Raw genomic sequence first — 22,257 nt, forward strand, 5'->3', positions numbered from 1 at the left:
GCGCCCAGTGCCACGCCCTGGTGGTGTAGGTGTCAAGCGCTGCTTCGAGTTCACCCGGGAGTTCACCCGGCTCAGGATCGGGCGGCGGAGCCGTGGTGTCGGCGGCATATCGGGGACTGTCGGTCCGATGTCGGTGAGGTCCGACATCTTTCGAGAGATCCTGCCGGATGATCATTTCGCCAGGATATGACCGTTCTCATTCGGTTTCCTCCTCTCACCCGAGTCCAAGGAGCGCATATGACGATCACTATTCGACCGGGAAGCACCGTGATGTTCACCGGCGATTCGATCACCGACTGCCAACGGCTGCAGAGCGAAGACGGTCTCGGGTTCGGTTACCCGCTGCGCATCGCGGGGGAGTGGGGACTACGGCACCCGGACCGGCCCGTGACCTGGCTGAACACCGGGATCGGCGGCAACAAGGTGATGGACCTCGAAGCCCGCTGGCAGACAGACGTCCTCGACGCGCGCCCGGACGTGGTGTCGATCCTCGTCGGGGTCAACGACATGGGCTGGCACACGCTGGACCCGGAGGGGTACCTGATCACCGCGGAGGAGTTCGAAGCGGGTTACGACCGCCTGCTCGCGCCCCTCGCCGAGGCGGGCACGGAGCTGATCCTCATCGTGCCGTTCCTCCTGCCGATCCACGGCATCGTCGAGGCCGGCGCCGGTTACGCGTTCATCGGAGACGACGAGCGAAAGGAATGGCGCACCGACCTGGACCCGAAGATCCAGGTCGTGCGCAAGCTCGCCCTCACCTACGGCGCGCAGCTGCTCGACGCCGACGGCATGTTCGCCGAGCTCGCCGCGACGACCGGGCCGGAGTACTGGGCCGCGGACGGCGTCCACCCGACGCCGGCCGGTCACGCCGCGCTCGCGGCGGCCTGGCTGCGCCTGGTCGAGTGACCGCGGGCGTGGCGGGCCGTCTGACGGCGGCGTTACGGCCGGGGCTTGTTCGCGAACACCCACCGGTTGCCCTCCAGCGCGTCATTCTGCTCGGGCAGCGGGCCGCGCCCGTGCCGGCGGGTGAAGTCGAAGGGGGTGTGGACCGAGGTGGACCAGCCCTTGTCCGCCAGATCACCCGCGGAGTCGGGCCGCGGCTCGCCATCGAACAGGTTGAGCAGGTCGATGCCGATCTGGTCTCTTGTCGAGGTGTAGAGCGGGCTGTCGCGGTATGCCAGCAAGTCCTTCTCGAGCTTGACCTCGAACGCCAGGGCGCTGCCACCCGTGCTCAGCAGGTCCACCGTGTCGATGAGGTACTTCTCGGAGGCGCCTGGCAGGTAGAACAGCAACCCCTCGGCCAGCCAGACGCTCGGCTCGGCCCTGTCGAAGCCGGCGTCGGTCAGCGCTCCGACCCAGTCGGCGCGCAGATCGATCGGGATCGGTACGCGCGCCGCCTTCGGGGTGGCCGACAGTCCGTCGAGCACCTGGTGTTTGAAGGCCAGTACGCCTTCCCTGTCGATCTCGAAGATCACACAGCCGGAAGGCCAATCGAGCCGGAACGCCCGCGTATCCAACCCCGCCCCGAGCAGGACCACTTGGCGGGCGCCCCCCGCCTCCGCCCGCACCGACCGGAGGAGAAAGTCGTCGAGGACCCTCGTCCGCAGACCGAAGTAGCGCGCGAATCGCCCCCACAGCGGATCCGCGTCTCCGTCCGGAACCTGTTGCATGCGGATCGGCCATCCCGCGGAGGCCGGTGCGGCGAGCACGAAGTGCTCCGCGAAGGCGTCCCGTGCCAGGCTGTCGTGGCGGTGGGTCTCGATCGCCCGTGCCGCGGCGACCATGAGAGCGGTCAGGCCCACACCCCCTTCCACGCCTTCCACACCGGCGCTCCGATGCGCTGTGCCGACCATGTGTCCTCCCTTGGGGCGAGCAGAGACTACGAACAGCGAGGAATACGAAGTACGAAAGATGTGGCGATCGATCGGATGGGTGATGGCGTTGAACGCCACGTTCATCGGCCCGTCCCCGCGGGAATCAGGACGGGTTTGACCACGCGGCCCGCGTCGCAGTCGCGTTCGGCCTCGTTGATGTCGGCGAGCGGGTAGGTACGGATCAGCTGGTCGAAGGGGAAGCGCCCGGCCTGCCACAGCCCGGTCAGCCGCGGAATCAGCAGTCCCGGCACCGCGTCCCCCTCGCAGATATGGGAGATCCTCCTGCCCCGGTCCAGCGTGCCCGGTTCCAGTGGCAGCGCGGTGTGGAGCCGTGCCACCAGGCCGAGGTGGCCGGTCGGGCGCAGCGCCCGGAGCGCGTCGTTGATCAGCTGGGCGGAGCCCGTGGTGTCCAGCGCGTACTGCGCGCCACCGTCGGTCAGTTGCCGAATGCGCTCGGGCAGGCCGGCCGATGCGGCGTGCAACGGGCTCGCGCCGAGCCGCTCGGCGAGCGCCAGCCGTTCGGGGTGCCGGTCGACGGCCACGGTCACCGCCCCGGCGGCGGTGGCCGCCATCACCGCGGCCAGGCCCACCGCTCCCGCGCCGAAGACCGCGATGGCATCGCCGGGACCGGCACCGAAGGAGGTGAAGACCGCTCCGGCGCCGGTGAGGAAGCCGCAGCCGAGCGGTCCGAGCAGTTCGATGGGCAGCGAGGAATCGACCCGGACGGCATTGCGGGCCGGGACCATCGCGTACTCGGCGAACGAGGACTGGCCGAACCACCGGGGAGCCAAAGCGATCCCGGCCGCGTCGGTGAACCGTGCCGCGTTCTCCTTGCGCCCTCCGAAGAGGTTGAGCGAGGCGAAGGAGTCACAGTAGGCGGGGGCCGCGCCCAGACAGCTCCGGCAGTGTCCGCAGGAGTCGAAGCTCAGCACGACATGGTCGCCGACGCCGAGGCCGGTGTCCGGGCCGCCCGTCTCCACCACGACCCCGGCTCCCTCGTGGCCGAGCACCGCCGGCAGCGGTGAGCGGCCCGCCGAACGCCGGACCGCGAGATCGGTCCGGCACATCCCGCAGCCCGCGATCCTGACCAGGATCTCGCCGTCGGCCGGCCCCGCGCCCACGGTCACCTCCTCGACGGCGAATCGGCTCTCGTACGAGCGCAGTACCGCAGCGTCGAACCTCTTGGTCACGCCTCCTCCGGACGGTGCACGACGAACGGCCTGAGGTTTCCGTAGAGCCCCCACGGCCCGCCCGCGACGCCGACACCGCTGTCCTTGGTGCCGGCGAAGGGCTGGGCGAGGGACAGTTCGGCGTGGTTATTGATCCACGCCGTCCCGCACTCCAGCCGGTCGGCCACCGCCTCGGCCCGGTCGAGGTCGGTTCCCCATACCGAGCCGCCCAGTCCGAAGCCGGTGTCGTTGGCCGCCTCGACGGCTTCGTCCAGGCGCTCGTACGGCAGCACCGGCAGGACCGGGCCGAACTGTTCCTCCGTCACCACCGGGCTGCCGGAGGGGACATCGGCCAGGATCGTCGGCGCGAAGAAGTAGCCCGGCCCCTCCAGCCGGTGACCACCGGCCGCGGCTCTGGCGCCGTCCGCCAGGGCCCGGGCCGTGCAGCGCTCGACCCGGGCCAGCTGGGGGGCGTTGCTGACCGGCCCCAGCTGTGAGCCCGGGTCGAGGCCGGGCCCGACCACGACGGTCTTCGCGCGCTCCGCGAGGGCCTCGACCACCTGGGAGTAGAGCCGGGCCGGGGCGTAGACGCGCTTGACCGCCATGCAGACCTGCCCGCAGTTGCGGAACGCCGCCCAGAACAACCGGTCCGCGATCCGCTCCACCTCCACGTCCTCCAGCAGGATGGCGGCGTCGTTACCGCCCAGCTCCAGGGTGACCCGGGCGAGCGAGGCCGCCGCGCCCTCGGCGACGGCCCGTCCGGTGGCGATCGAACCGGTGAAGGTCACATGGCGGATCCCCGGATGGGACGCGAGGCGGGCGCCGAGGGGCTCGCGACCGGTGACGATCGTCAGTACGTCCTGGGGGAGGGCGGCGGAGAGGACGGACCCCAGCAGCCGGGTGGCGAGGGGCGTGAACGGGGAGGGCTTGAGCACCATCGTGTTCCCCGCGGCGAGCGCGGGCGCGAACTTCGCCGACGCGAGCTGGAGGGGAAAATTCCACGGGACGATCGCGGCGACGGGCCCGAGCGGTCGCCAGCGGATCTCGGTGCGTACCGGCCGGCCGTCCGCGATCGGCTCTGGCACCGGGTCCAGTTCGGCGAAGTAGCGCAGGCGGGCCGCCGCACGGGCGATCTCCGCGTACGACTCGGCCAGGGGCTTGCCCTGTTCACGGGTGAGCAGTGGAGCGAGGTCGGCCCCGGCCGCCTCCACGGCGTCGGCCGCCGCGAACAGCGCGCTGGTGCGGGCGACGGGGTCGGCCCGCCAGTCGCGCCAGGCATCGTGGGCCCGTTCGACGATGGCGTCCAACTCGTCCGGCCGCTGGTCGGGAGCCTCGTCGAAGGCCTCGCCCGTCGCCGGATCGAGGACGGCGAAGCGCTCGCCGCGGGGCCCCGGGGTGCGACGGGGCTGATGTGTCGGCATGCCCGCGGTCAGCTCGCGGCGGCGACGGTGGCCGCGTACTCCCGGGCATGCCGGTCCATCTCCGCCCGGAAGGCGGCCACCAGCTCCGGCTGAATCCTTCCGGCGTTGCGGTCGCCTCCCTCGCAGACCGCCCCGCGCACCCCCACGATGTCCGTGCCGATGCGGGTCAGCTCGCCGAGGTCTCCTGCCTTGACGCTGCCCGCGAGGGCGGCGAGCAGATCGGCCTCGTGGGCCAGCCGGACGAACTCCGCGCAGACATCGGGCGGAACGTGGTCGAACAGCCGTGTCCCGTCCTTGATCGCGGTGTCGAGCATGGCCGCGTCGGAGCCGGAGCGGCGGGCGATGTCGGGCAGCGCGAGCGGGTTGACGCAGCCGATCCGGTGGGCGTCGGCGTAGCCCGAGGCGACGACGAACGCGTCCGGCCGGTAGTCCTTCACCGCCCGGACGACCCCGCGCATGACATCGATGGCCTGGTCGGGCGTTGTGCATCCATAGAGGCCGACCTTGATGTACGTGGCTCCGGAGACAGCCGCGCCGAGCGCCGCCTGGGCCACCGTGCCGGGCTTGTACGGCACGTCTCCCACGGTGGCGGACACCGGCTTGTCCGCCGGGACCGCGTCGCGGATCTCCCTGATGATCCACGGGAAGTTCGCACCGAGCGAGCCCTCGTCGGGCTTTTTGACATCGACGATGTCGAGGTGCTCCGCCGCCTTCGCGCAGTCGAGGGCCTCTTCGACGCTGTCCGGGGAGATGAGAAGCAACAACGTACATTCCTTCCACCGCATGTCCACCCGCCACAGGGCAGGTGTGCGGAGTCGTGGATCACGTGCGGTCGGCTCATCATTGCCGCGGCTCACGGCCACCGGCAGGGCGCGCGGAGTCCGAACGGGGCATTGCATGGCGCACCCGCGCCCCCCACGCACCGTCCACGCCGTTGCGATGCAGCCGCGCGCGGATGCATCCGTGGTCCGGTGACCTCGCCGATCCACGTCGTCCGCACGGGTAACGCGCCCGCCGAGGAATCCTGCGGCGACGGCCTACCGCGGTGGCCACCACCGCGGGCTAGGCCGGCCCGTCCGCCACGACCACGCAGGCGCTGAGATGCCAGGTCTCGTCCTCCTTCGCGGACAGCTCCAGGTCCACCTCGCGTCCGGAGGATCCGCCGTCCAGCGGGATCCGGAGCCAGGTGAACTCCCGGCCGTCGAGCTGCTCGCTCCGGGCCCTCTCGATCCCGTCCACCCGGACGATCAGCGACCTGTTGAGGGTGTTGGGGTCGCCGGTGAGCAGATGCGCGGTGCAGCGTCCGGCGGGCAGCTTCAGCCGCAGCACGGCCGGGGCGCTGTCGCGTACGTAGTCCCGGCGGACGACGTCGAACAGTCCGGTGTCCGTGGCGTCGGGCGTGTTGCCGACCCAGCCGAAACCGGCGCCCTCGTGCCAGCCGCTCGACGGTGAGAGCCGGGCGTAGTCCTTCAGCACCGGCGCCGAGTCGGGCCCGGCGTCCAGCGCGTGTACGCAGCGCGCGGCGGGTGGCACGACGACGGCCTTGGCCAGGCTGCGCAGCGAGGCGTCGAGCACCGGCACCGCGCCCGACCTCGGGCGCGCGTGCAAGGTGGCGAGCGCGGGCGTCGGTGGCGGCACGACGGGCATCTTCACCGTCTGGCCCTCCCGCGAGGCCACGTAGGCGGCCGCCTCCTCGGACCGCCAGCCCTCGGGTACATCCAGTGTGGTCACCGTGCGCAGCCCGGAGCCCGTCGCGTTGAGGACCTGCACCGGCAGCTCGTTGCGCTCCCCGCCCAGCAGCACGGTGTCGGCCGGGGCGACGATCGCCTGGAGCCAGGCGCGGCGCTCGTCGCGGATCCGGCTCAGGTCGAACCAGTAGGCGACCAGGGTGTCCCGCCACTTGGCGGCCTCGGTGATCTGCTCCCCGAGCTGCCGGTGCACATCGGTGAACCGCCGGTGGTCGACGCGGCGGCGCAGCCCCTCCCACTCCGTGCGCATGTCCGCCACCCGCGCCGCGCCGGAGAAGTGGGTGTCGTAGATGTGCTGGATCACGGTCGTGCCGCTGGCCAGCCGGTGGGTGTAGGGGACATGGTGGAGGAAGAGGAGCAGCTCCTCGGGGCAGTTCGCCGGCGACTCATAGGCGTCCCGTGTCGCCGGCGCGTACAGCTCGGTGAAGCCGTCGCCGGTGGCGGTGGTGCGGTCGTAGCCGATGCCCGCGCGGTCCGACGTGTGGAACTGGGTGGTCGTCGTCGGGCTGGGGTCGAAGTGCCCGGCCACCGAGGCGTCCGGCGGATGGGTGAGGTATCCCGTGCCCAGTGGCGAGGTGTAGTCCTCGTAGGTGTGCCAGGAGTCCAGGAGCAGGGCGGAGACCGTTTTGACGACGCGCGGGTCGTTGCCGAAGGTCATCCGGGTCCACTCGGCGGCCAGGTCCTGTGCGGACAGGTCCGGGTTCCAGGCCAGCCGTCCGTAGCCGTGGGTGTTGGCGGCGGCCAGATGTGAGCCGGTCCAGTTCCTGGCATCGCCGAAGTTCATCACGCCGGCGAAACCGAAGTGCGTGTAGGAGTGCACTCGGCCGGTCACGACACGGGCCACGGTGCTGCCCTCGCCGGCCTTGAGGGTGTCGAAGTCCAGGACCTCCTTCCACTGCGGGACCAGATAGCACAGATGGGTGGCGTGCCCCGTGTACTCCTGTGTCACCTGGAGTTCGATCATCGAGTTGGTACGCGGCAGCGAGCCGAAGAGCGGGTGGGCGGGCTCGCGGACCTGGAAGTCGATCGGCCCGTTCTTGATCTGCACCACGGCGTTGTGCGCGAACTTCCCGTCCAGCGGTGTGAAGTCGAGGTAGGCTTGCCGGTCCCACTTCTCGTCGCTGTCGTGCACGAACGCCCGCCACATCACGATCCCGCCGTACGGTCTCAGCGCGCCCGCCAGCAGATTGGCCCCGTCGGCGTGGGTGCGACCGTAGTCCAAAGGCCCGGGGCGGCCCTCGGAGTTGGCCTTCACCAGGAAGCCGCCGAAGTCCTCGATCTTGCCGTAGATCTCCGCGGCCTGCTTCGTCCACCAGCCGCGCACCCCCGGGTCGAAGGGGTCGGCGGTGTCCAGCCCGCCCAGGTCGATGGGGGCGGCGAAGTTCGCCGTGACGTACAGTGCCACGCCGTAGCGGCGCAGTACCCCGGCCAAGGCGGCCAGCTTGGTCAGGAACGGCTCGGCGAGGTAGTCCGCCGGCGTGTTGACATTGTTGATCACGGCGCCGTTGATGCTGAGCGAGGCCAGGACCCGTGCGTAGTCCGTGTACCGGGTGTCGAGTTGCGGCAGCTTCTCCCAGTCGAAGAAGGACCGGCCCGCATAGCCGCGCTCGATCGAACCGTCGTCGTTGTCCCAGTGGTTGGCCATGCGCAGCGGGGTGGCCGGGCGCTCCATGAGGTCGACCTGTTCCAGCGGCCGCCGGGTCTGTACGAGCCGCAGCAGATGGAACGCACCGTAGAGCACACCGCGGTCGGCGTGGGCCGCCACCACGGTGAAGTGTTTGCCGCGCCGGGTGACGCGGCGGACGACGTAGCCCTCGTCGCCGAGCTCGGCCAGGTCGGCCGCGGGCACGAGCTCTCGGATCAGGGCGGAACTCTTCGCGGTGCCCACCACAAGCGCCGCGGGTGAGGGGGCGCTGATGCGTGGCGCCACCCGGGTACCGAGCAGCCCGGTGAGCCCGCGGCCCAACTCCTCCACCGCCGACTGCTGGAGCGGGCCGCCCCCTTGCCAGACCAGGGTCCCCAACGCGGCCCGGTACCGCTCCAGTTGACCGGGATCCTCCACCCGCCGGTAGCGCAGCCACAGGTCGTACCCGTCCTCGGCGGGTAACGTCGCCGCGGACGGTTTCGTGCCGAGGACCGGCTGCGCCGACGCCGGGACGGAGAGACCGAGCGAAGCGGCTGTGCTTCCCAGAGCGGCCGCGGACAGAAGGCTGCGGCGCCGTATTCCTGAGCTCATGCGTCCCACTTCCGTTGCAGAACGAACAGTGCACATCCAGGCCAGGACCAAGCTCCGCAACCGTCACACTCATCACGACATGTGTCAACACAACGAACCACAAGGGAACATGGCGCCCTTGTCACCTATCAAAATCCAACAAACCTGCGCGTGCGTCAGAGCGTGTCCGTTGCGCGGGCGAGTGCTGCCGCGTGGTGGTGGAAGGCGCGGCGGACCGCCGGGAAGCGGCGGGGCTCGCGGCTGGGGTGGACGCGGTTGGTGAGCAGGACGTAGTAGCGGCCATCCGCCCCGTTCACCCCCGGCTCCACCCACAGGCTCGTCCCCGTGAAGCCCGTGTGGCCGTACGAGGACGGACCCATCGCCGTACCGACCGGCGATCCCACCGCGTCCTGCCCCTGCCAGCCGAGGCAGCGGCGCAGCGGGAGACCCTCCGTATGGCAGGCGGTCATACGGGCGAAGCCGGGCGCGCTCAGCAGACCCTCGCCGCCCGTCGCGAGCGCCCGGCCCAGCCGGTCCACGTCGGCCAGCGACGCGAACAGGCCGGCGTGGCCGCAGACCCCGCCGAGCACCACCGCGTTCTCGTCGTGCACCTGGCCGGTCACCAGCCGGCCGCGCCAGGTGCACAGCTCCGTGGAGACCGCGCGCTCGCGGGCGGCCGGGCCGGGCGCGAACACCGTCTCGCGCATGCCGAGCGGCGCGCACACCTGCTGTGCGACCAGCTCGTCCAGGCCGGTGGCGGTGGCCCGTTCGAGGATCAGGCCGAGCAGGATGAAGCCCGCGGAGGAGTACTCGACCACCGTGCCCGGCGCCCCGCGCAGCGGCAGCTCGCGGAGGGCGGCCAGCAGTCCGTCCCGGTCGGAGTGCGCGCGCCACAGGGGGGTGCCGCCGGGCAGTCCTGAGGTGTGGGCGAGCAACTGGGTGAGGGTGATGTCCGCCTTGCCGGGCACGCGGCGGTACTCGGGCAGATACGTGCCGACCGTGTCGTCGAGGCGCAGTGCTCCCGCCTCCGCCAGCCGCAATGCGGCCAGGCCCACGATCGGCTTCGTCACCGAGGCCAGGTCCCACAGTTCGGTGCCGTTCAGCTCCGCCCCGCCCCAACTGCTGGTGCCCAGGTGCCCGTGGACCGTCCGCCCGGTCGCGGTGCCGAGCGACCAGGCGGCCGCGGAGTAGATCCCGCTCCGGCGGCCCGCTGCCAGGAGTCCTTCGAGCGGCCCCGGCTCGTCTGCCTCGTGCGGTCCGGCTGTTCCCGTCCGTTCCGCTGCCCGGGCGGTCCGACCGCCCGCGGCCCCGCTCACTCCTGCCCCCGCACGATCCCCAGCGTCCCCGCGCCGCCGCGCAGCGCCGCCGACACCGTGCCGGCGGCGGCGCGCACCATCGGCCCCAGCATCGCCACGCTCCCCTCGTCCAGCGTGAACGTCAGCCCGAGGATGCCGACCGCGCCGACGACCTGGCCGCCGGGCCCCAGCACCGGGGCCGCGATGGCGCGGACGTCCTGCTCCGCGTATTCGTCGTCCACCGCGTAGCCCTGTTCGCGCACGGCGGGCAGAGCCGCGAGCACGGCCTCCGGGTCCGTCACCGTCCGCGGCGTACGGGCCGGGAGGGGCGCGCTGCCCAGCAGCTCCGCCGCCATCGGCGACGGAAGGGCCGACAGCATCGCCCATCCCACCGCCGAGCAGTACAACGGGACTTCGCCGCCCGCGGCCGGTGCCATGTGGTACGCGGACGACGGCTCCGAGTGCGTCACATGCACCGCCACGGCGCCGTCCCGCACCGAGAAGTGGGCCAGGTGGCCGGTGCGCTGCCGCAGGTCGTCCAGGACCGGGCGGGCCAGCCGCAGCTCGCGGCTGGACGCCATCGTCGTGGCGGCGAGCCCGAGCAGACGCGGCCCGGCCTGGTAGTTGCCGCCGGGGCCCGGGACCGCGTATCCGGCGTCGGCGAAGGTCTGCAGCAGACGGTGGACGGTCGGCTTCGGCAGCCCCGTGCGGGCGGCGAGGTCGGCCAGGCGGTGCGGGGGGTCGGGCTGGACCAGTGCGTCCAGCACCTCGAGTGCCTTGTCCACAGGGCCCTTTGCGGCGGCACGCGGCTCTTCGCGGTGGCTCGCGGGGGTATTGACCGGGTTCGGCATGTCACTCAGCCTAACCCATCGCCGTTCCATTATCCGGAACGGATGGACGATTCATCGGAACGCCCCTCCCTGCCCGGTACGACAGCCACCACATCGATCTCCACCAGGATGTCCATCAGATCGGAGCCGACGGTGGTGCGCACCGGGCACGGCTCGCTGAAGAACTCGCGGTAGGCGGCGTCGTACGCGGCGAAGTCCCGCTTCAGGTGCTGCAGATGTGTCGTCACCTTCACCACGTCGCGCAGGCTCAGCCCCTGTTCGGCGAGCACGGCGGCGACATTGCGCAGCACCTGTGCGGTCTGTGCCCCGACGCCTTCCGGAATCTCGCCCGTCACCGGGTCCTGCGGGCCGAATCCCGCCGTGTACAGGAACCCGCCCGCCACCACGCCCTGGGAGTAGACACCCGCTGGGCGCGGGGCCCCCGGCGTGTGCACGGCCCGCTTGCTCATCCGCTCGCTCATCCCGTCAGGTCCCCTTCCCGCTCGTTGGCCGCGGCGTAGTGCCGGAGCTTCTCCTCGTCCACGCTCACGCCGAGCCCCGGTCCCGTCGGCACCCTCAGCCGGCCGTTCTCCAGGTGCAGCGGCTCGATGATGTCGTCGGCGTGCAGGTAGTACATGCTGTCGATGGCGCGCGAGAGCACGGGGGTGCTGGAGACGACGCCCAGATGCGCCGCCGTGGCGATGCCGAGCTCGCCTCCGCTGTGCAGGTTCATGCCCAGACCGAAGGTCTCGCAGTGCGCGGCGAGCGCCTTGGTCGCCGCGATCCCGCCCCACTTGTAGACGTCACCGTGGATGACGTCGACGGCGTTCAGCCGCATGGCGGGGGCGAACTCCTCGAAGCGCACGACGCACATGTTGGTGCACAGCGGGATGCGCACCTTCGCCTTCACCTGGCTCATGCCCTCGATGCCGACGCAGGGGTCCTCCAGGTACTCCAGATCGAGTTCCTCCAGGGCTATGCCGGCGCGTATCGAGTCGGGCACCGACCAGGCCGCGTTCGGGTCGACACGCAGGTTCACCTCGGGCAGCGCCTCGCGCACGGCGCGCAGGATGGCGACATCGCCCGCGCAGTCCTTCGTGCCCTTGAGCTTGACGGCCTCGAAGCCGCCCTCCGCCACAACGCGTACCGCGTGCTCCGCCATCGCCTCGGGCAGGCCCGGGCCCCGCGCGCCCGGCGCGTCGGCGCGGGTGATGAGCGCGGTGATCGGGACCTCGTCCCGGACGGCACCGCCCAGCAGGTCGGTGACGGACTGATCGGTGGCCTTGCCCATCGCGTCCCAGCAGGCGACATCGAGGGCGGCGATCGCCGCGTAGCCGAGGTAGCCGTAGAAGAACGGCACCATGTGCTGCTTGCGATGGAAGCTCTCCAGCGCGAACGGGCTGGTCCCGATCAGGTCGGGGGCCATCGACCGGACGATCGCGGCGACCGGCGCACCCCACATCGTCTCGCCCCAGCCCTCGACAGCCTCGTCGGTGCGAATGCGCACCACGGTGCGCGTCTCGCCCGTCTTGGTCTCGAACGAGCTGGTGAAGGGGTTGACGAGGGGGAGGTTGACCACCCATACGTCGACGTCAGTGATCTTCATTGCTACTCCTCGCATCATCGGGGTGACCGGCTCGCCGCGTCGAAGGCCTGGATCGCCCGGGCCAGTCCTCGCGCCCGGTCCTCCAGCAGCCGGTCGCCCCGGGTGGCGTCGGCGTCGGCGGCGTCGTCCGTGGAGCCGCCGACCCGCTCCCATTCCCCGTGGCGTTCCACGGTCAGGCCCGGGTAGGGCGGGGCGTCGAACAGGGGCGGCGGTTCGACCGGAGCGCGGGCCGGCACGGGTGTCCGCACCAGGTCCGGGTGGGCCGCCAGCATGAGTGACGTCTCGAACCATCCGGCATGCCCCGGGGTGACATCCGGCCGCCCCGCTCCTTCCTCACCCGCGGTGAGGGTCCAGTACGAGCAGGCGGCGACCGTCACCGGGGAACGCAGCGCGAACCGCTTCACGGCGAGCCGCATGATCTCGTCGTTGCCGCCATGGCCGTTCACGACCATGATGCGGCGGTATCCGCTGGTCACCAGCGAGTCGAGGATGTCGTCCAGGACCGCGCCCAAGGTCGCCGCGGAGAGCGAGACGGCGGCCGCGAACAAGTGGTGCGGACTGTGCCCGAAGGGCAGCGCCGGCAACCGCACCACACCCGGCCCGGCCTCCCGGGCGAGCATGTCCAGCGCGCGGTCCACCACCTCCTCGACCAGGAGGGTGTCGGTGCCCATCGGGAGGTGCGAGGCGTGCTGCTCCTGCGAACCGATGGGCAGCAGAGCGATGCCCTCCTCGCCGGCCCGGCGCACCTCCCGCCAGGTGAGTTCGGTCAGTCTCGATTGGCTCACGGTGCTACCTCTCCGAAACGGGGCCATGGCAGAGTCGGCGCATGGCCCACAAACGTTCTCCGTTGCGACTGGTCCCCGAGGCCGCGCCGCAACCGGCCGCTCCCCAGGCGCCTCGGCGGCTGGGGGCCGTCGAGCTGGTCCCCGGTCGGGTCGGGGCGGCCGTACTGTCCATGGCGGGCCGGATCCTGGACCGCACCGAGTCGTCGTACGACGCGGCCACCGCCACCCCCGCGGACATCGACACGGCGCTGGCCGCGGCGGCCGGGGTCTTCGCCGGCCATGAACTCCAGGGGATCGGGGTGGCCGCCGCCGGGCTCGTGGACCCCGTCACGGGCCTGATCATGGAAGTGAACGACGCGCCCGGACTGCACGGCTATCCCGTCACGGAGCGGCTCGGCGCGCTCACCGGGGCGAGCGTGCGGGTGGAGCACCGGGCCCGACTGCAGGTGCTCGGCGACCGCTGGTTCGGCGCCGGCCGTGGACGGCGCACCTTCGCCTCGGTCTCCACGGGTGAGGTGCTCGGCGTGGGGCTCCTCTACGACGGCGAGGTGATGGCCCCGCCCGGCGGGCGCAGCGGCGCCCATATGACCGTGTCGGCCAGCGGCGAGCGGTGCACCTGCGGGAGCCGCGGCTGCTGGAAGACCGTGGCCACCACCGGCTGGCTGCGGGCCCGGGCCCGCGCCGTGGGACTGGGGGCCAGACGTCCCTGGAGGCACTGGTGAACCGCGGGGGCGCGCTCGCCGGGCAGGTGGTGGAGGAGTACGCGCACAACCTCGCCCTGGGGCTGGTGAACGTGCAGCAGCTCTTCGCACCCGGCCTCTTCATCCTGCACGGTGAGGCGCGCGAGGGCGGTGAGCGCTTTCGCACCGTGGTGGAGGAGAGGCTGCGGGACGCCGTCGCCTTCTCGGGCGCCGAGCAGCCGCGGGTGCTCGTCGGCACGGCCGCCGTCGACGATGTCGCGCTGCTCGGCGGCGCCGGTCTCGTCGTCTCGCATCTGTAGCGCGCGGGCGGTCATCGGCTCTCTTCGCTCGTCAGGGACAGGCGGTCCGCGGCACGGCGGCCCCTGCGCGGGTCGAGGACCGGCACCGCGTCGAGCAGTTGCCGCGTATAGGGGTGCTGGGGGGTGCGCAGTACCGCGGCCGTCTCGCCCACCTCGACCAGGCGCCCCGGCGCATCACCGCGACCCGGTCGGCCACCTGCCGTACGACGGCGAGGTTGTGCGAGACGAACACATAGGTGAGGCCCAGCCGGCTCTGGAGATCCGCCAGCAGGTCGAGGACGGTGGCCTGCACGGAGACATCCAGTGCGCTGGTGGGCTCGTCGAGCACGAGCAGGCGGGGCCGGAGCGCCAGGGCCCGTGCGATCGAGACGCGTTGGCGCTGGCCGCCGGAGAACTCGTGCGGGTAGCGGTCCTGGATGGAGGCGTCCAGGCCACGGCCTCCAGGAGTTCCCCGACCCGTTCCCTGGTGCGGGCCCGGGCGCGCCGCCCGCGGGCCTCGGGATCGTGGGTGACCAGCGGTTCGGCGACGATGTCGGTGATGCGCATCCGCGGGTTCATGCTGGAGTACGGGTCCTGGAGGACGACCTGCATCTGGCGCCGTACGGCACGCAGTCCGGCGGGGAGAGGGTGGCGAGGTCCTGTCCGTCGAAGCGCACGTTTCCGGCGGTGGGTTCGACGAGCTTGAGCAGCAGCCGGGTGAGGGTGGTCTTGCCACAGCCGGACTCGCCGACCAGGGCGAGCGTCTCGCCTTCGTGGACTTCGAGCGAGACGTCGTCGACGGCCACGTTCACCGTCCTGGTGCCGAACTCCTTGCGCAGGCCGACGAGTTCCAGGAGGACCTTTCCGCCCGGGGGCGCGGGCGCAGCGGCTTCGGTGGTCATGCCGCCTCCAATCGCGGGGTGGCGGCGAGCAGTTTGCGGGTGTAGTCGTCGGCCGGACGGTCGAAGACGTCGAGCACATCGCCGGTCTCGACGACCTTGCCCTGGTTCATGACCACGACGCGGTCGGCGGTCTCCGCCACGACCGCGAGGTCGTGGGTGATCAGCACGACCGCCATCCCGTGCTTGTGCTGGAGGGTGACGAGCAGGTCGAGGATCTGGCTCTGCACGGTGACGTCCAGGGCGGTGGTCGGCTCGTCGGCGATGAGCAGGCGGGGCCGACCCACCAGCGCGGTCGCGATCATCACGCGCTGGCGCAGGCCGCCGGAGAGTTCGTGCGGGTACTGCCGGTAGCGCAGGGCCGGGTCGGGGATGCCGACCTCCTCCAGCGCGTCCAGCGCGGCGTCCCTGGCCTCGGCGCGGGAGATGCCGGTGTGATGCCTGAGCACCTCGGCCACCTGCGCCCCGACGCGCTGCAGCGGATCGAGGCAGGTCATCGGTCCTGGAACACCATGGCGATGTCGCGGCCCGGATCCGGCCGAGTTCCTTCTCGGAGAGCCTCAGCAGGTCACGTCCGTCGAAGAGGATCTCGCCGCTCGCGTAGACGCACGGAGGGCTCGGGTTCAGACGCGGAACGGACAGTGCGGTGGCGGTCTTCCCGCTGCCCGACTCGCCCACGACGGCGAGCGTCTCACCGGCCCGGACATGGAGGGAGACGTCCTGGACCGCGTGCACGACGGAGGTCTCGAGCCTGAAGTCGACGCTGAGGCCGTTGATTTCCAGCAGCGGCTGCTCGTCCGCCGGCCGCTGGGACGGGTCGGTTGTCGGTCGGTCGATGGTCATCGGCGTAGGCCTTCGGGTCCGCGACGTCCCGCAGGGCGTCGCCCGTGATGTTGATGGCGAGAGAGGTCAGCATCAGCGCGATGCGGGGAACACGGCGACCCACCAGGAGGTGCCCAGATAGAGCTGGCCGTCGGAGAGCATGGCACCCCAGGTGACCGTCTCCTTGGGCACGCCCAGGCCCAGATAGCTCAGGGACGCCTCGGCCACGATCGCGGCGGCCACGTGCAGGGTTCCGATGGTGGCCAGCGGCGCCATCACATTGGGCAGCAGATGGCGGCGCATGATGGTGACGTCGGTGACGCCGATCGCCCGGGCCTCGGTGATGAAGTCGCGGGTGCGCAGCGACATCACCTCGGACCGCACGACGCGGGCGTAGGAGACCCAGCCGGTGAAGCGAGCACCAGGATCACGTACCACAGACCCGAGCCGAGGAAGCCGACGATGGCGAGGGCCAGGAGCAGTGAGGGGAAGGCGAGCTGGACGTCGGCGAGCCGCATGAGCACCCGGTCCGCCCAGCCGCCGAAATAGCCGGAGGCCAGTCCCACGACGGTGCCGATGACACCGGCGAGCAGCGCGGCCCCCGCGCCGACGAGCAGCGAGACCCGGGCGCCGTAGATGACACGCGAGAGCATGTCGCGGCCCAGTTGGTCGGTGCCGAGGAGGTGGGCGCCGCTGCCGCCGTCCTGCCAGGCGGGGGGCCGCAGCCGCAGGAGGAGGTTCTGCGCGTTGGGGTCGTAGGGGGCGACGAGCGGTGCGAACAGGGCGGCGATCAGCAGTAGGGCGAGTACGGCGAGCGCCAGGACGGCGAGTTTGTTACGCAGGAGCGCGCGCAGGACGACGGACCGGGAGCCGCCGGCCGGTGCCGTCGCCGGGGCATGGCCGGTCGCGGCAGGGGACATGAGGGTCATCGGGACGTCCTCACCCTCGGGTCGAGGAAGCTGTAGGAGAGGTCGACGAGCAGGTTCACCACGACGAAGGTGGCGGCGAAGAACAGGACGGTGGCCTGGACGAGCGGGAAGTCGCGATTGGAGATCGCCTCGACGGTCAGCTGTCCGACTCCGGGCCAGGAGAAGACCCGTTCGGTGAGGATTGCCCGCCGAGCAGATTGCCGACTTCCAGACCGATGACGGTCACCACCGGCAGTGAGGCGTTGCGCAGCCCGTGCCGGAGCACCACCTTCAGCGGCCCGAAGCCCTTGGCGCGGGAGCTGCGGATGTGGTCGGAGGACAGCACGTCGATCAGCGAGGAGCGCAGCAGCCGCGCGACGACGGCCACGGAGTAGACGGCGAGGGTGACGGCCGGCAGGACCAGGTTGGCGAAGGTGCCGTAGCCGGAGGCGGCAGGGCCTGCAGCCAGACGGCGAAGACCAGGATGAGCAGGATGCCGACCCAGAACGGCGGGGTGGACTGGCCGAGCAGGACGCCGGTCATCACGGTGTGGTCGGAGCGGCGGCCGCGGCGCATCGCGGCGAAGATGCCCGCCGGGATGGCGATGACGAGGGTCACCGCGAGGGCGGCGGCGGCCAGTTCGATCGTGGCGGGCAGCCGGTCGGCGAGGATTTCGCTGACCGGCTGGCCGTAGACCAGGGAGTCGCCGAGGTCGAGGCGGGGCAGTCCCCAGAGGTAGTCGAGGTATTGCGTGAACAGCGGCCGGTCGAGTCCGAGGGACGCGCGGAGCACGCTCTCCTGGTGGGCCGTGGCGTCGGGCGGCAGCAGGATCTTCACGGGTCGCCCGAGAGCCGGACGAGGAAGAACGAGACGGTCGCGGTGCACAGCAGGACGAACAGTGCCGTGCCCACGCGCCTCAGTACGGTGCGCAGCAGCCGTGCCGTGTCCCGGTGGCGCGACGGGAGTCCGCCGGGTGGGTGGCTTGTCGAGGGTGAGGGCGCTCATCAGGTTCCTCCGTGGATACTCCGCCGTTCGCGGCGGAGAGGAAACGGACTCCTGCGGAGCAGGGTGAGGTGCGGGATTTCGCTGCCAGGGCGAAAGACCGTGCCCTGACCCGCAGCTTTGGTCTTCACTTGCCGTCCCGCTAGCGTGTGAGTGTGACCACGGCATGGGTGAAGCGGGCGTTCAAGTACCGCTTCTATCCGACCAGTGCACAGGCGGCCGAGCTGTCGCGCACGTTCGGGTGTGTCCGGAAGGTCTACAACATGGCGCTCGTGGCCCGGACCGAGGCGTGGGCCGGGCAGGAGCGGGTCAACTACAACGTCACGTCGGCGATGCTGACGGCGTGGAAGAGGACTGAGGAACTGGCCTATCTCAACGAGGTCTCCTCGGTCCCGCTCCAGCAGACGCTGCGGCACCTGCAGACGGCGTTCACCAACTTCTTCGCCAAGCGGGCGAAGTACCCGCGCTTCAAGTCGCGGAAGAAGTCCCGAATGTCCGCCGAGTACACCACCAGCGGCTTCCGCTTCCGTGACGGGAAGCTGACGCTGGCGAAGATGGCGGAGCCACTGGACATCGTGTGGTCCCGCCCTCTGCCCTCGGAGCGAAGCCGTCCACGGTGACGGTGTCCAGGACGCGGCAGGCCGCTGGTTCGTCTCGATGCTGTGCGAGGACCCGGTGTCAGGCACCTGGCCGCGACGAGTGCGGCGGTCGGTATCGACGTCGGCCTGGACCACTTGCTGACCCTCTCCACCGGGGAGAAGATCGCCAACCCCAGGCATGAGCGCCGTGACCGTGCCCGGCTTGCCCTGGCCCAGCGGCGCCTTGCGAAGAAGGCCGAGGGGTCCGCGAACCGGGCGAGGGCCCGGCGTGAGGTCGCCAGGATCCACGCCCGGATCGCCGACCGTCGGCGTGACGGGCTGCACAAGCTGACCACTCGTCTCGTGCGTGAAAACCAAACGCTCGTGATCGAGGACCTGACCGTGCGGAACATGGTCAGGAACCGGAGCCTGGCCCGCGCCATCAGCGATGCGGCATGGTCGGACTTCCGGAGCATGCTGGAGTACAAAGCCGCCTGGTACGGACGGGAAGTGATCGCGGTCGACCGCTTCTTCCCCTCCTCCAGGTTGTGCTCCGCCTGCGGCGCCCTCGCCGAGGCGATGCCGCTGCACGTCCGCATTTGGACGTGTGGTTGCGGCGTCACCCATGACCGTGACGTGAACGCGGCGAAGAACCTTCTGGTGCCGGACGGCAGTATCGGCCTGTGGAGCCGGTGTAAGACCTCAACGGAGAACTCCGGGCGGGCAGTCGGCGACGAAGCAGGAACTCCACGGGGCGACCCGTGGAATCTCCCGCTTTAGGCGGAGAGCGTCAAGGCGCTGGTGCTTCTCCTGCCTCGGTGCTTGAAGGACGTTGCGGGTCGTTGCCACGCGGGGTGTTCGGGCGGCGCGGCGGTGGGGTGCCGGCGGCAGGGGCCGTTCGGTGTGGCGTACGGCAGTGGGCGTGGCCGTACGACCCGGGGTGGCCGTACGGCCCCTGCTCCGGATGGCGCCGGTCAGCTCCGGCGGTGAAGGACAGCAGGTCGTCCAGGCCGCGCTTGCCGACCTCGTTGGCGATGACCAGCGCTGGATCTCGGAGGTGCCCTCCCAGATCCGGTCCACCCGCAGCTCGCGCCACAGCGCTCGACCGGCATGTCCGCATATAGCCGCGGCCGCCGAAGATCTGCACACAGCGGTCGACGATCCGGTTGGACGCCTCGGAGGCGGCGAGCTTGGCGGTGGCGGCCTTGGCGTGCAGGGTCTTGCGGTCGCCACCCTGGTCGAACTCCCAGGCCACCTGGTGGGTGAAGGCGCGGTTGGTGGGATCTCGGTCACGAGTCGGCGATCATCCCCTGGATGAGCTGGCGTTCATCAGTACGTCCCCGCCTGCTCACGCTCCTTGGCCCAGTCCACGGCCAGCCGTAGCGCGCGCTCGGCGGCGCGATGGTGCGCGCGGCGATCATCAGCCGCTCCTCGGTGAACCAGTCGCGGGTCAGGTCGTACCCTCGCCGATCCTGCCGAGCACGGCGGCCTGGCCGACCCGGACGTCCTGGAAGAGGAACTCGGGGTGTTCGTAGACGAAGGTGTGGGTGTAGCGGGGGTGCGCTTGACGGAGACGCCGGGGTGTCCTTGTCGACGAGGAACATCGTCGGCTCGTTGTCCGGCCGCACATAGGCGAGGACGATGAGGAAGTCCGCCGCGTCGCCGACGGTCACAAACCACTTCTCGCCGCTCAGGACATAGCCGTCGCCGTCCCGGGTGGCCGTGGTGCGGATCCGGGAGGGGTCGGAGCCGGCGTGTTCCTCGGTGATGGCCACCGCGTCGCGGCGGCGGCCCTCGATGTCGGGACGAGGTAGCGCTCGCGCTGCTCGGGCGTGCAGGCGCTGAGGCAGTTGGCGGGCCGCCATACCGCGTCCCACAGGGCGTTGGTGAGTTGGCCCAACTCGTCCTGGACGACGACCTGTTCCAGGATGGTGAGGCCTGCGCCGCCCCATTCGGCGGGCATGTTGATGGCTGCAGACCATGGGCGAGCACCTCGTCGCGGATGACGGCGTGGGCTTCGGGCGGCAGACCGTTGTTGCCTCGCACTCGTCCTCGAACTGCATGATCTTGCCGGTCAGGCCGGCGGCACGCTGCTTCAGTTCGGCCAGACGGGGCTGAGGGCGAATTCCACGTGTGTTTCCTCCTGTTGATGTGCCGTGCGCGAGGTGATGTGGCGCCGGCGAGCGCTCTTACGTGTGGGTGTCAGCCGGTGGGTGTCAGCCGGTGGGTGTCTGTCGTGTGAATGTCAGCCGTGTAGGTGTCAGCCCAGGACGATGCGGGCGTCCAGGCCCTGGCATCCGCGCGCAGTGGCGAGCAGCGGGTTGACTTCCAGCTCGGAGATCTCCGGATGGGCCGCCGCCACTTCGGTGATGACGGCGATGGTGTGGGCGAGTGCGTCGAGATCGACGGCGGGCGGCCACGCACGCCGTGCAGCAGGGCCGCGGAGCGCAGCCGGCCCAGGAGCTCACTGGCCTGCCCGGGGTGAGCGGGGCGAGCGCGAAGGCCACGTCGCGCAGCACCTCGGTGGTGACCCCGCCGAGGCCGAGCATGGTGACCGGCCGAACCGGGGTCCGCCGGACGCCGACGATCAATTCGACACCGTCGCGCAGATCCGCCATGGCCTCGACGCAGTACCCCGGCGGAGACAGCCGCTCGGCCATGTCGACGACGGCGGTGCGGACCGCCGGATCGCCTTCCAGCCCGAGCGCGACCCGGAGTCGGACTTGTGCAGCAGGCCGAGCGCCTTGACCACGACCCGCCACGATCTCGCGGGCCGCCTCCACGGCCTCGTCCACCGTCGTGACCAGGCGCCGCGGGAAGTGCACACCGCGGCGCGGATCAGCTCGCGTGCGCTCCAATAGCCGTCATCCGCCACGGGCTGTGCCGGGTCGGGCAGGGGGCGCAGCGCGGGGTCGGCGGGGGTGCGCCGGGCCAGCATCCGAGGCTGCGTGCCGCTTCCTCGATGGCGCGGAAGACGGGCACACCGCGTCGCTGCAGTTCCTCGGCGGCGTCGCTGTAGGGATACATGGTGTGAATGGCCACCGGTTTGCAGCGGTCGCGTACCAGCTCGCCCATCTCGGCGGCGGTCTCGATTTCGGCGGCGGCGAGGGCGGCGCTGTACTCGCCGTAGCCGCCGAAGTAGCCGGTGATCAGCACGGAGTCGGTGTCCGGCGCGTCGAGCAGATCGCCCAGCACCGGGCGAAGGAGGTGACATCCCGCTCACCCATGCCCGCGAGGTCCACCGGGTTGCCCACCCCGCCGACGGCGTCAGATGGTCTCGTAGCCGCCGCGACAGCTCGGGATCGAACTCCGGCACGGACAACCCGTATCGCTCGGCCAGGTCACAGGCGACCGAGGCATGGCCGCCGCCGTCGGCGAGCACCGCCACCGGCGGGCGGGGGCAGCGCCGAACAGATGCAGCGCCTCCAGCAGGCTGGCCATCTGACGGGGGCTGGCCACCGGTCGATCCCGGCGGCCCGGCAGGCCGCGTCGATCACCGAGCTGTCGCTGACCAGCGCTCCGGTATGCGACTTGGCCCGCGTACGGACGCCTCGCTGGCGCCGACGGTGAGCAGCACCACGGGCTTGCCCATCGTGGTGGCCTCGGCAGCCGCTGCCACGAAGTCGCGGCCGTCGCCGAAGTCCTCGCTGTACACCGCGATCAGCTTGGTCTCCGGGTGCACGGTGTAGGCCCGGATGAGGTCGCGACGGTGAGGTCGGCCTGGTTGCCGAGGAGGCGAAGCGGGAGAAGCCGAGTCCCCGTCGGCCAGGATCGGCTGAGCTCCAGGGCCATGTTGCCACTCTGCGAGATCAGCCGACCGTGCCGGGCGGCAGTGGATTGGAGGAGAGATACAGTTCGCTGCCGCTGTCCAGGACGCCAGGCAGTTGGGCCCAGCAGGACGGCACCCGCCCGCGCACCGCCGGGCCAGCGCCGTCTGCCGCGCCTCGCCCTCGGTGCGAGTTCGGCGAAGCCCGCGGTGATGCCGACGATGGCGCGTGCCCCGGCGGCGAGCGCGTCCTCGACCGCCGACTCGAACCCGGCCGCCGGGACGGCGATCACGCGAGGTCGGCGCGTTGGGGGAGTTCGGCCATGGAGCGGTAGGCGCGCTCGCCGAGCACCGGTTCTC

Annotated in this window: 17 protein-coding genes and 7 pseudogenes; 3 read left to right on the forward strand and 21 right to left on the reverse strand. The window is 71.1% G+C overall.

Going from position 1 to position 22,257, the window contains the following annotated elements; genetic code table 11:
• Window positions 1–237: 237 nt before the first annotated feature.
• A complete protein-coding gene (locus BLV72_RS46215) occupies window positions 238–906 on the forward strand; it encodes an SGNH/GDSL hydrolase family protein (protein WP_093470075.1) in 669 nt (222 codons plus the stop codon).
• 32 nt (window positions 907–938) lie between these two features.
• Here BLV72_RS46215 and BLV72_RS46220 read toward each other — a convergent pair whose 3' ends face one another.
• The 10 genes from BLV72_RS46220 to BLV72_RS46265 form a co-directional block, all read right to left on the reverse strand.
• Window positions 939–1,853, reverse strand: coding sequence for a class I SAM-dependent methyltransferase (locus tag BLV72_RS46220; RefSeq protein WP_093470077.1), 915 nt, complete (start codon window positions 1,851–1,853; stop codon window positions 939–941).
• A gap of 101 nt (window positions 1,854–1,954) precedes the next feature.
• Entirely contained in the window at window positions 1,955–3,064 is a 1,110-nt protein-coding gene (locus BLV72_RS46225) for an NAD(P)-dependent alcohol dehydrogenase (RefSeq protein ID WP_093470079.1), read from the reverse strand.
• Entirely contained in the window at window positions 3,061–4,464 is a 1,404-nt protein-coding gene (locus BLV72_RS46230; RefSeq protein WP_093470080.1) for an aldehyde dehydrogenase family protein, read from the reverse strand. The genes BLV72_RS46225 and BLV72_RS46230 overlap by 4 nt, the downstream gene beginning before the upstream one ends.
• Window positions 4,465–4,472: 8 nt before the next feature.
• Window positions 4,473–5,249 carry a (5-formylfuran-3-yl)methyl phosphate synthase gene (locus tag BLV72_RS46235; RefSeq protein ID WP_093470082.1) on the reverse strand — a complete coding sequence of 259 codons (777 nt, stop codon included), beginning with the start codon at window positions 5,247–5,249 and terminating at the stop codon, window positions 4,473–4,475.
• Between the two features lie 277 nt (window positions 5,250–5,526).
• Window positions 5,527–8,448, reverse strand: a complete 2,922-nt coding sequence (locus BLV72_RS46240) for an alpha-glucuronidase family glycosyl hydrolase (protein WP_093470084.1) — start codon at window positions 8,446–8,448, stop codon at window positions 5,527–5,529.
• 155 nt (window positions 8,449–8,603) lie between these two features.
• The gene (locus BLV72_RS46245) at window positions 8,604–9,743 is read right to left on the reverse strand and encodes a serine hydrolase domain-containing protein (protein ID WP_093470086.1); all 1,140 of its coding nucleotides are present in this window, start codon (window positions 9,741–9,743) and stop codon (window positions 8,604–8,606) included.
• Window positions 9,740–10,573: an IclR family transcriptional regulator gene (locus BLV72_RS46250; protein ID WP_093470088.1), complete on the reverse strand. Its 834-nt coding sequence runs from the start codon at window positions 10,571–10,573 to the stop codon at window positions 9,740–9,742. Before BLV72_RS46250 ends, BLV72_RS46245 begins: the two co-directional genes overlap by 4 nt.
• Window positions 10,574–10,602: 29 nt before the next feature.
• Window positions 10,603–11,034: a RidA family protein gene (locus BLV72_RS46255; RefSeq protein ID WP_093470090.1), complete on the reverse strand. Its 432-nt coding sequence runs from the start codon at window positions 11,032–11,034 to the stop codon at window positions 10,603–10,605.
• Window positions 11,031–12,158, reverse strand: a complete 1,128-nt coding sequence (locus BLV72_RS46260; protein WP_093470091.1) for a mandelate racemase/muconate lactonizing enzyme family protein — start codon at window positions 12,156–12,158, stop codon at window positions 11,031–11,033. Before BLV72_RS46260 ends, BLV72_RS46255 begins: the two co-directional genes overlap by 4 nt.
• 14 nt (window positions 12,159–12,172) lie before the next feature.
• Complete coding sequence (locus BLV72_RS46265; protein WP_093470093.1) at window positions 12,173–12,943, reverse strand: creatininase family protein; 771 nt, start codon at window positions 12,941–12,943, stop codon at window positions 12,173–12,175.
• A 62-nt stretch (window positions 12,944–13,005) separates the two neighbouring features.
• On the opposite strand from BLV72_RS46265, the pseudogene BLV72_RS46270 reads away from it, so the two are divergent.
• Window positions 13,006–13,943, forward strand: a pseudogene (locus tag BLV72_RS46270) (ROK family protein).
• Between the two features lie 11 nt (window positions 13,944–13,954).
• Here BLV72_RS46270 and BLV72_RS52435 read toward each other — a convergent pair.
• From BLV72_RS52435 to BLV72_RS51730, 4 pseudogenes are all read right to left on the reverse strand, one after another.
• Window positions 13,955–14,824, reverse strand: a pseudogene (locus tag BLV72_RS52435) (ATP-binding cassette domain-containing protein).
• Window positions 14,821–15,664: pseudogene (locus tag BLV72_RS52440) on the reverse strand (ATP-binding cassette domain-containing protein). Before BLV72_RS52440 ends, BLV72_RS52435 begins: the two co-directional pseudogenes overlap by 4 nt.
• A gap of 4 nt (window positions 15,665–15,668) precedes the next feature.
• A pseudogene (locus BLV72_RS51725) lies at window positions 15,669–16,572 on the reverse strand (ABC transporter permease); the annotation flags it as partial.
• Window positions 16,569–17,556, reverse strand: a pseudogene (locus tag BLV72_RS51730) (ABC transporter permease). The pseudogenes BLV72_RS51730 and BLV72_RS51725, both read right to left, overlap by 4 nt.
• Before the next feature lie 152 nt (window positions 17,557–17,708).
• On the opposite strand from BLV72_RS51730, the pseudogene BLV72_RS46295 reads away from it, so the two are divergent.
• Window positions 17,709–18,957 (forward strand): annotated as a pseudogene (locus BLV72_RS46295) (RNA-guided endonuclease InsQ/TnpB family protein).
• On the opposite strand, the gene BLV72_RS51355 reads toward BLV72_RS46295, so the two are convergent.
• The 7 genes and pseudogenes from BLV72_RS51355 to BLV72_RS48575 all read right to left on the reverse strand — a co-directional run bounded on the left by BLV72_RS51355 (window position 18,922) and on the right by BLV72_RS48575 (window position 21,813).
• Window positions 18,922–19,386 (reverse strand): acyl-CoA dehydrogenase family protein, encoded by a 465-nt coding sequence (locus BLV72_RS51355; protein WP_143059879.1) that lies wholly within the window; start codon window positions 19,384–19,386, stop codon window positions 18,922–18,924. The pseudogene BLV72_RS46295 and the gene BLV72_RS51355 sit on opposite strands and share 36 nt — an antisense overlap.
• A 34-nt stretch (window positions 19,387–19,420) precedes the next feature.
• The gene (locus BLV72_RS50940; RefSeq protein ID WP_244321359.1) at window positions 19,421–19,906 is read right to left on the reverse strand and encodes an acyl-CoA dehydrogenase family protein; all 486 of its coding nucleotides are present in this window, start codon (window positions 19,904–19,906) and stop codon (window positions 19,421–19,423) included.
• On the reverse strand, window positions 19,822–20,094 hold the full coding sequence (locus BLV72_RS50945; protein ID WP_244321360.1) for an acyl-CoA dehydrogenase N-terminal domain-containing protein: 273 nt from the start codon (window positions 20,092–20,094) through the stop codon (window positions 19,822–19,824). Before BLV72_RS50945 ends, BLV72_RS50940 begins: the two co-directional genes overlap by 85 nt.
• A gap of 297 nt (window positions 20,095–20,391) precedes the next feature.
• A complete protein-coding gene (locus BLV72_RS51360) occupies window positions 20,392–20,493 on the reverse strand; it encodes an acetate--CoA ligase family protein (protein WP_093470094.1) in 102 nt (33 codons plus the stop codon).
• 175 nt (window positions 20,494–20,668) lie between these two features.
• A pseudogene (locus BLV72_RS52445) lies at window positions 20,669–20,956 on the reverse strand (CoA-binding protein); the annotation flags it as partial.
• Between the two features lie 13 nt (window positions 20,957–20,969).
• A complete protein-coding gene (locus BLV72_RS46315) occupies window positions 20,970–21,326 on the reverse strand; it encodes a hypothetical protein (protein ID WP_093470095.1) in 357 nt (118 codons plus the stop codon).
• A gap of 298 nt (window positions 21,327–21,624) precedes the next feature.
• Window positions 21,625–21,813, reverse strand: a complete 189-nt coding sequence (locus BLV72_RS48575) for a hypothetical protein (RefSeq protein ID WP_167746551.1) — start codon at window positions 21,811–21,813, stop codon at window positions 21,625–21,627.
• Window positions 21,814–22,257 lie beyond the last annotated feature (444 nt).

The organism is Streptomyces melanosporofaciens (genome assembly GCF_900105695.1).
Classification (GTDB): domain Bacteria; phylum Actinomycetota; class Actinomycetes; order Streptomycetales; family Streptomycetaceae; genus Streptomyces; species Streptomyces antimycoticus.

Excerpts from the sequence above, each read along its gene's own strand:
- BLV72_RS46255 (WP_093470090.1), bottom strand. The coding sequence starts at position 11,034 with ATGAGCGAGCGGATGAGCAAGCGGGCCGTGCACACGCCGGGGGCCCCG.
- BLV72_RS46240 (WP_093470084.1), bottom strand. The coding sequence starts at position 8,448 with ATGAGCTCAGGAATACGGCGCCGCAGCCTTCTGTCCGCGGCCGCTCTG.
- BLV72_RS46235 (WP_093470082.1), bottom strand. The coding sequence starts at position 5,249 with ATGCGGTGGAAGGAATGTACGTTGTTGCTTCTCATCTCCCCGGACAGC.
- BLV72_RS46250 (WP_093470088.1), bottom strand. The coding sequence starts at position 10,573 with ATGCCGAACCCGGTCAATACCCCCGCGAGCCACCGCGAAGAGCCGCGT.
- BLV72_RS46215 (WP_093470075.1), top strand. The coding sequence starts at position 238 with ATGACGATCACTATTCGACCGGGAAGCACCGTGATGTTCACCGGCGAT.
- BLV72_RS50945 (WP_244321360.1), bottom strand. The coding sequence starts at position 20,094 with ATGCCCGCCGAATGGGGCGGCGCAGGCCTCACCATCCTGGAACAGGTC.
- BLV72_RS46230 (WP_093470080.1), bottom strand. The coding sequence starts at position 4,464 with ATGCCGACACATCAGCCCCGTCGCACCCCGGGGCCCCGCGGCGAGCGC.
- BLV72_RS46220 (WP_093470077.1), bottom strand. The coding sequence starts at position 1,853 with ATGGTCGGCACAGCGCATCGGAGCGCCGGTGTGGAAGGCGTGGAAGGG.
- BLV72_RS46260 (WP_093470091.1), bottom strand. The coding sequence starts at position 12,158 with ATGAAGATCACTGACGTCGACGTATGGGTGGTCAACCTCCCCCTCGTC.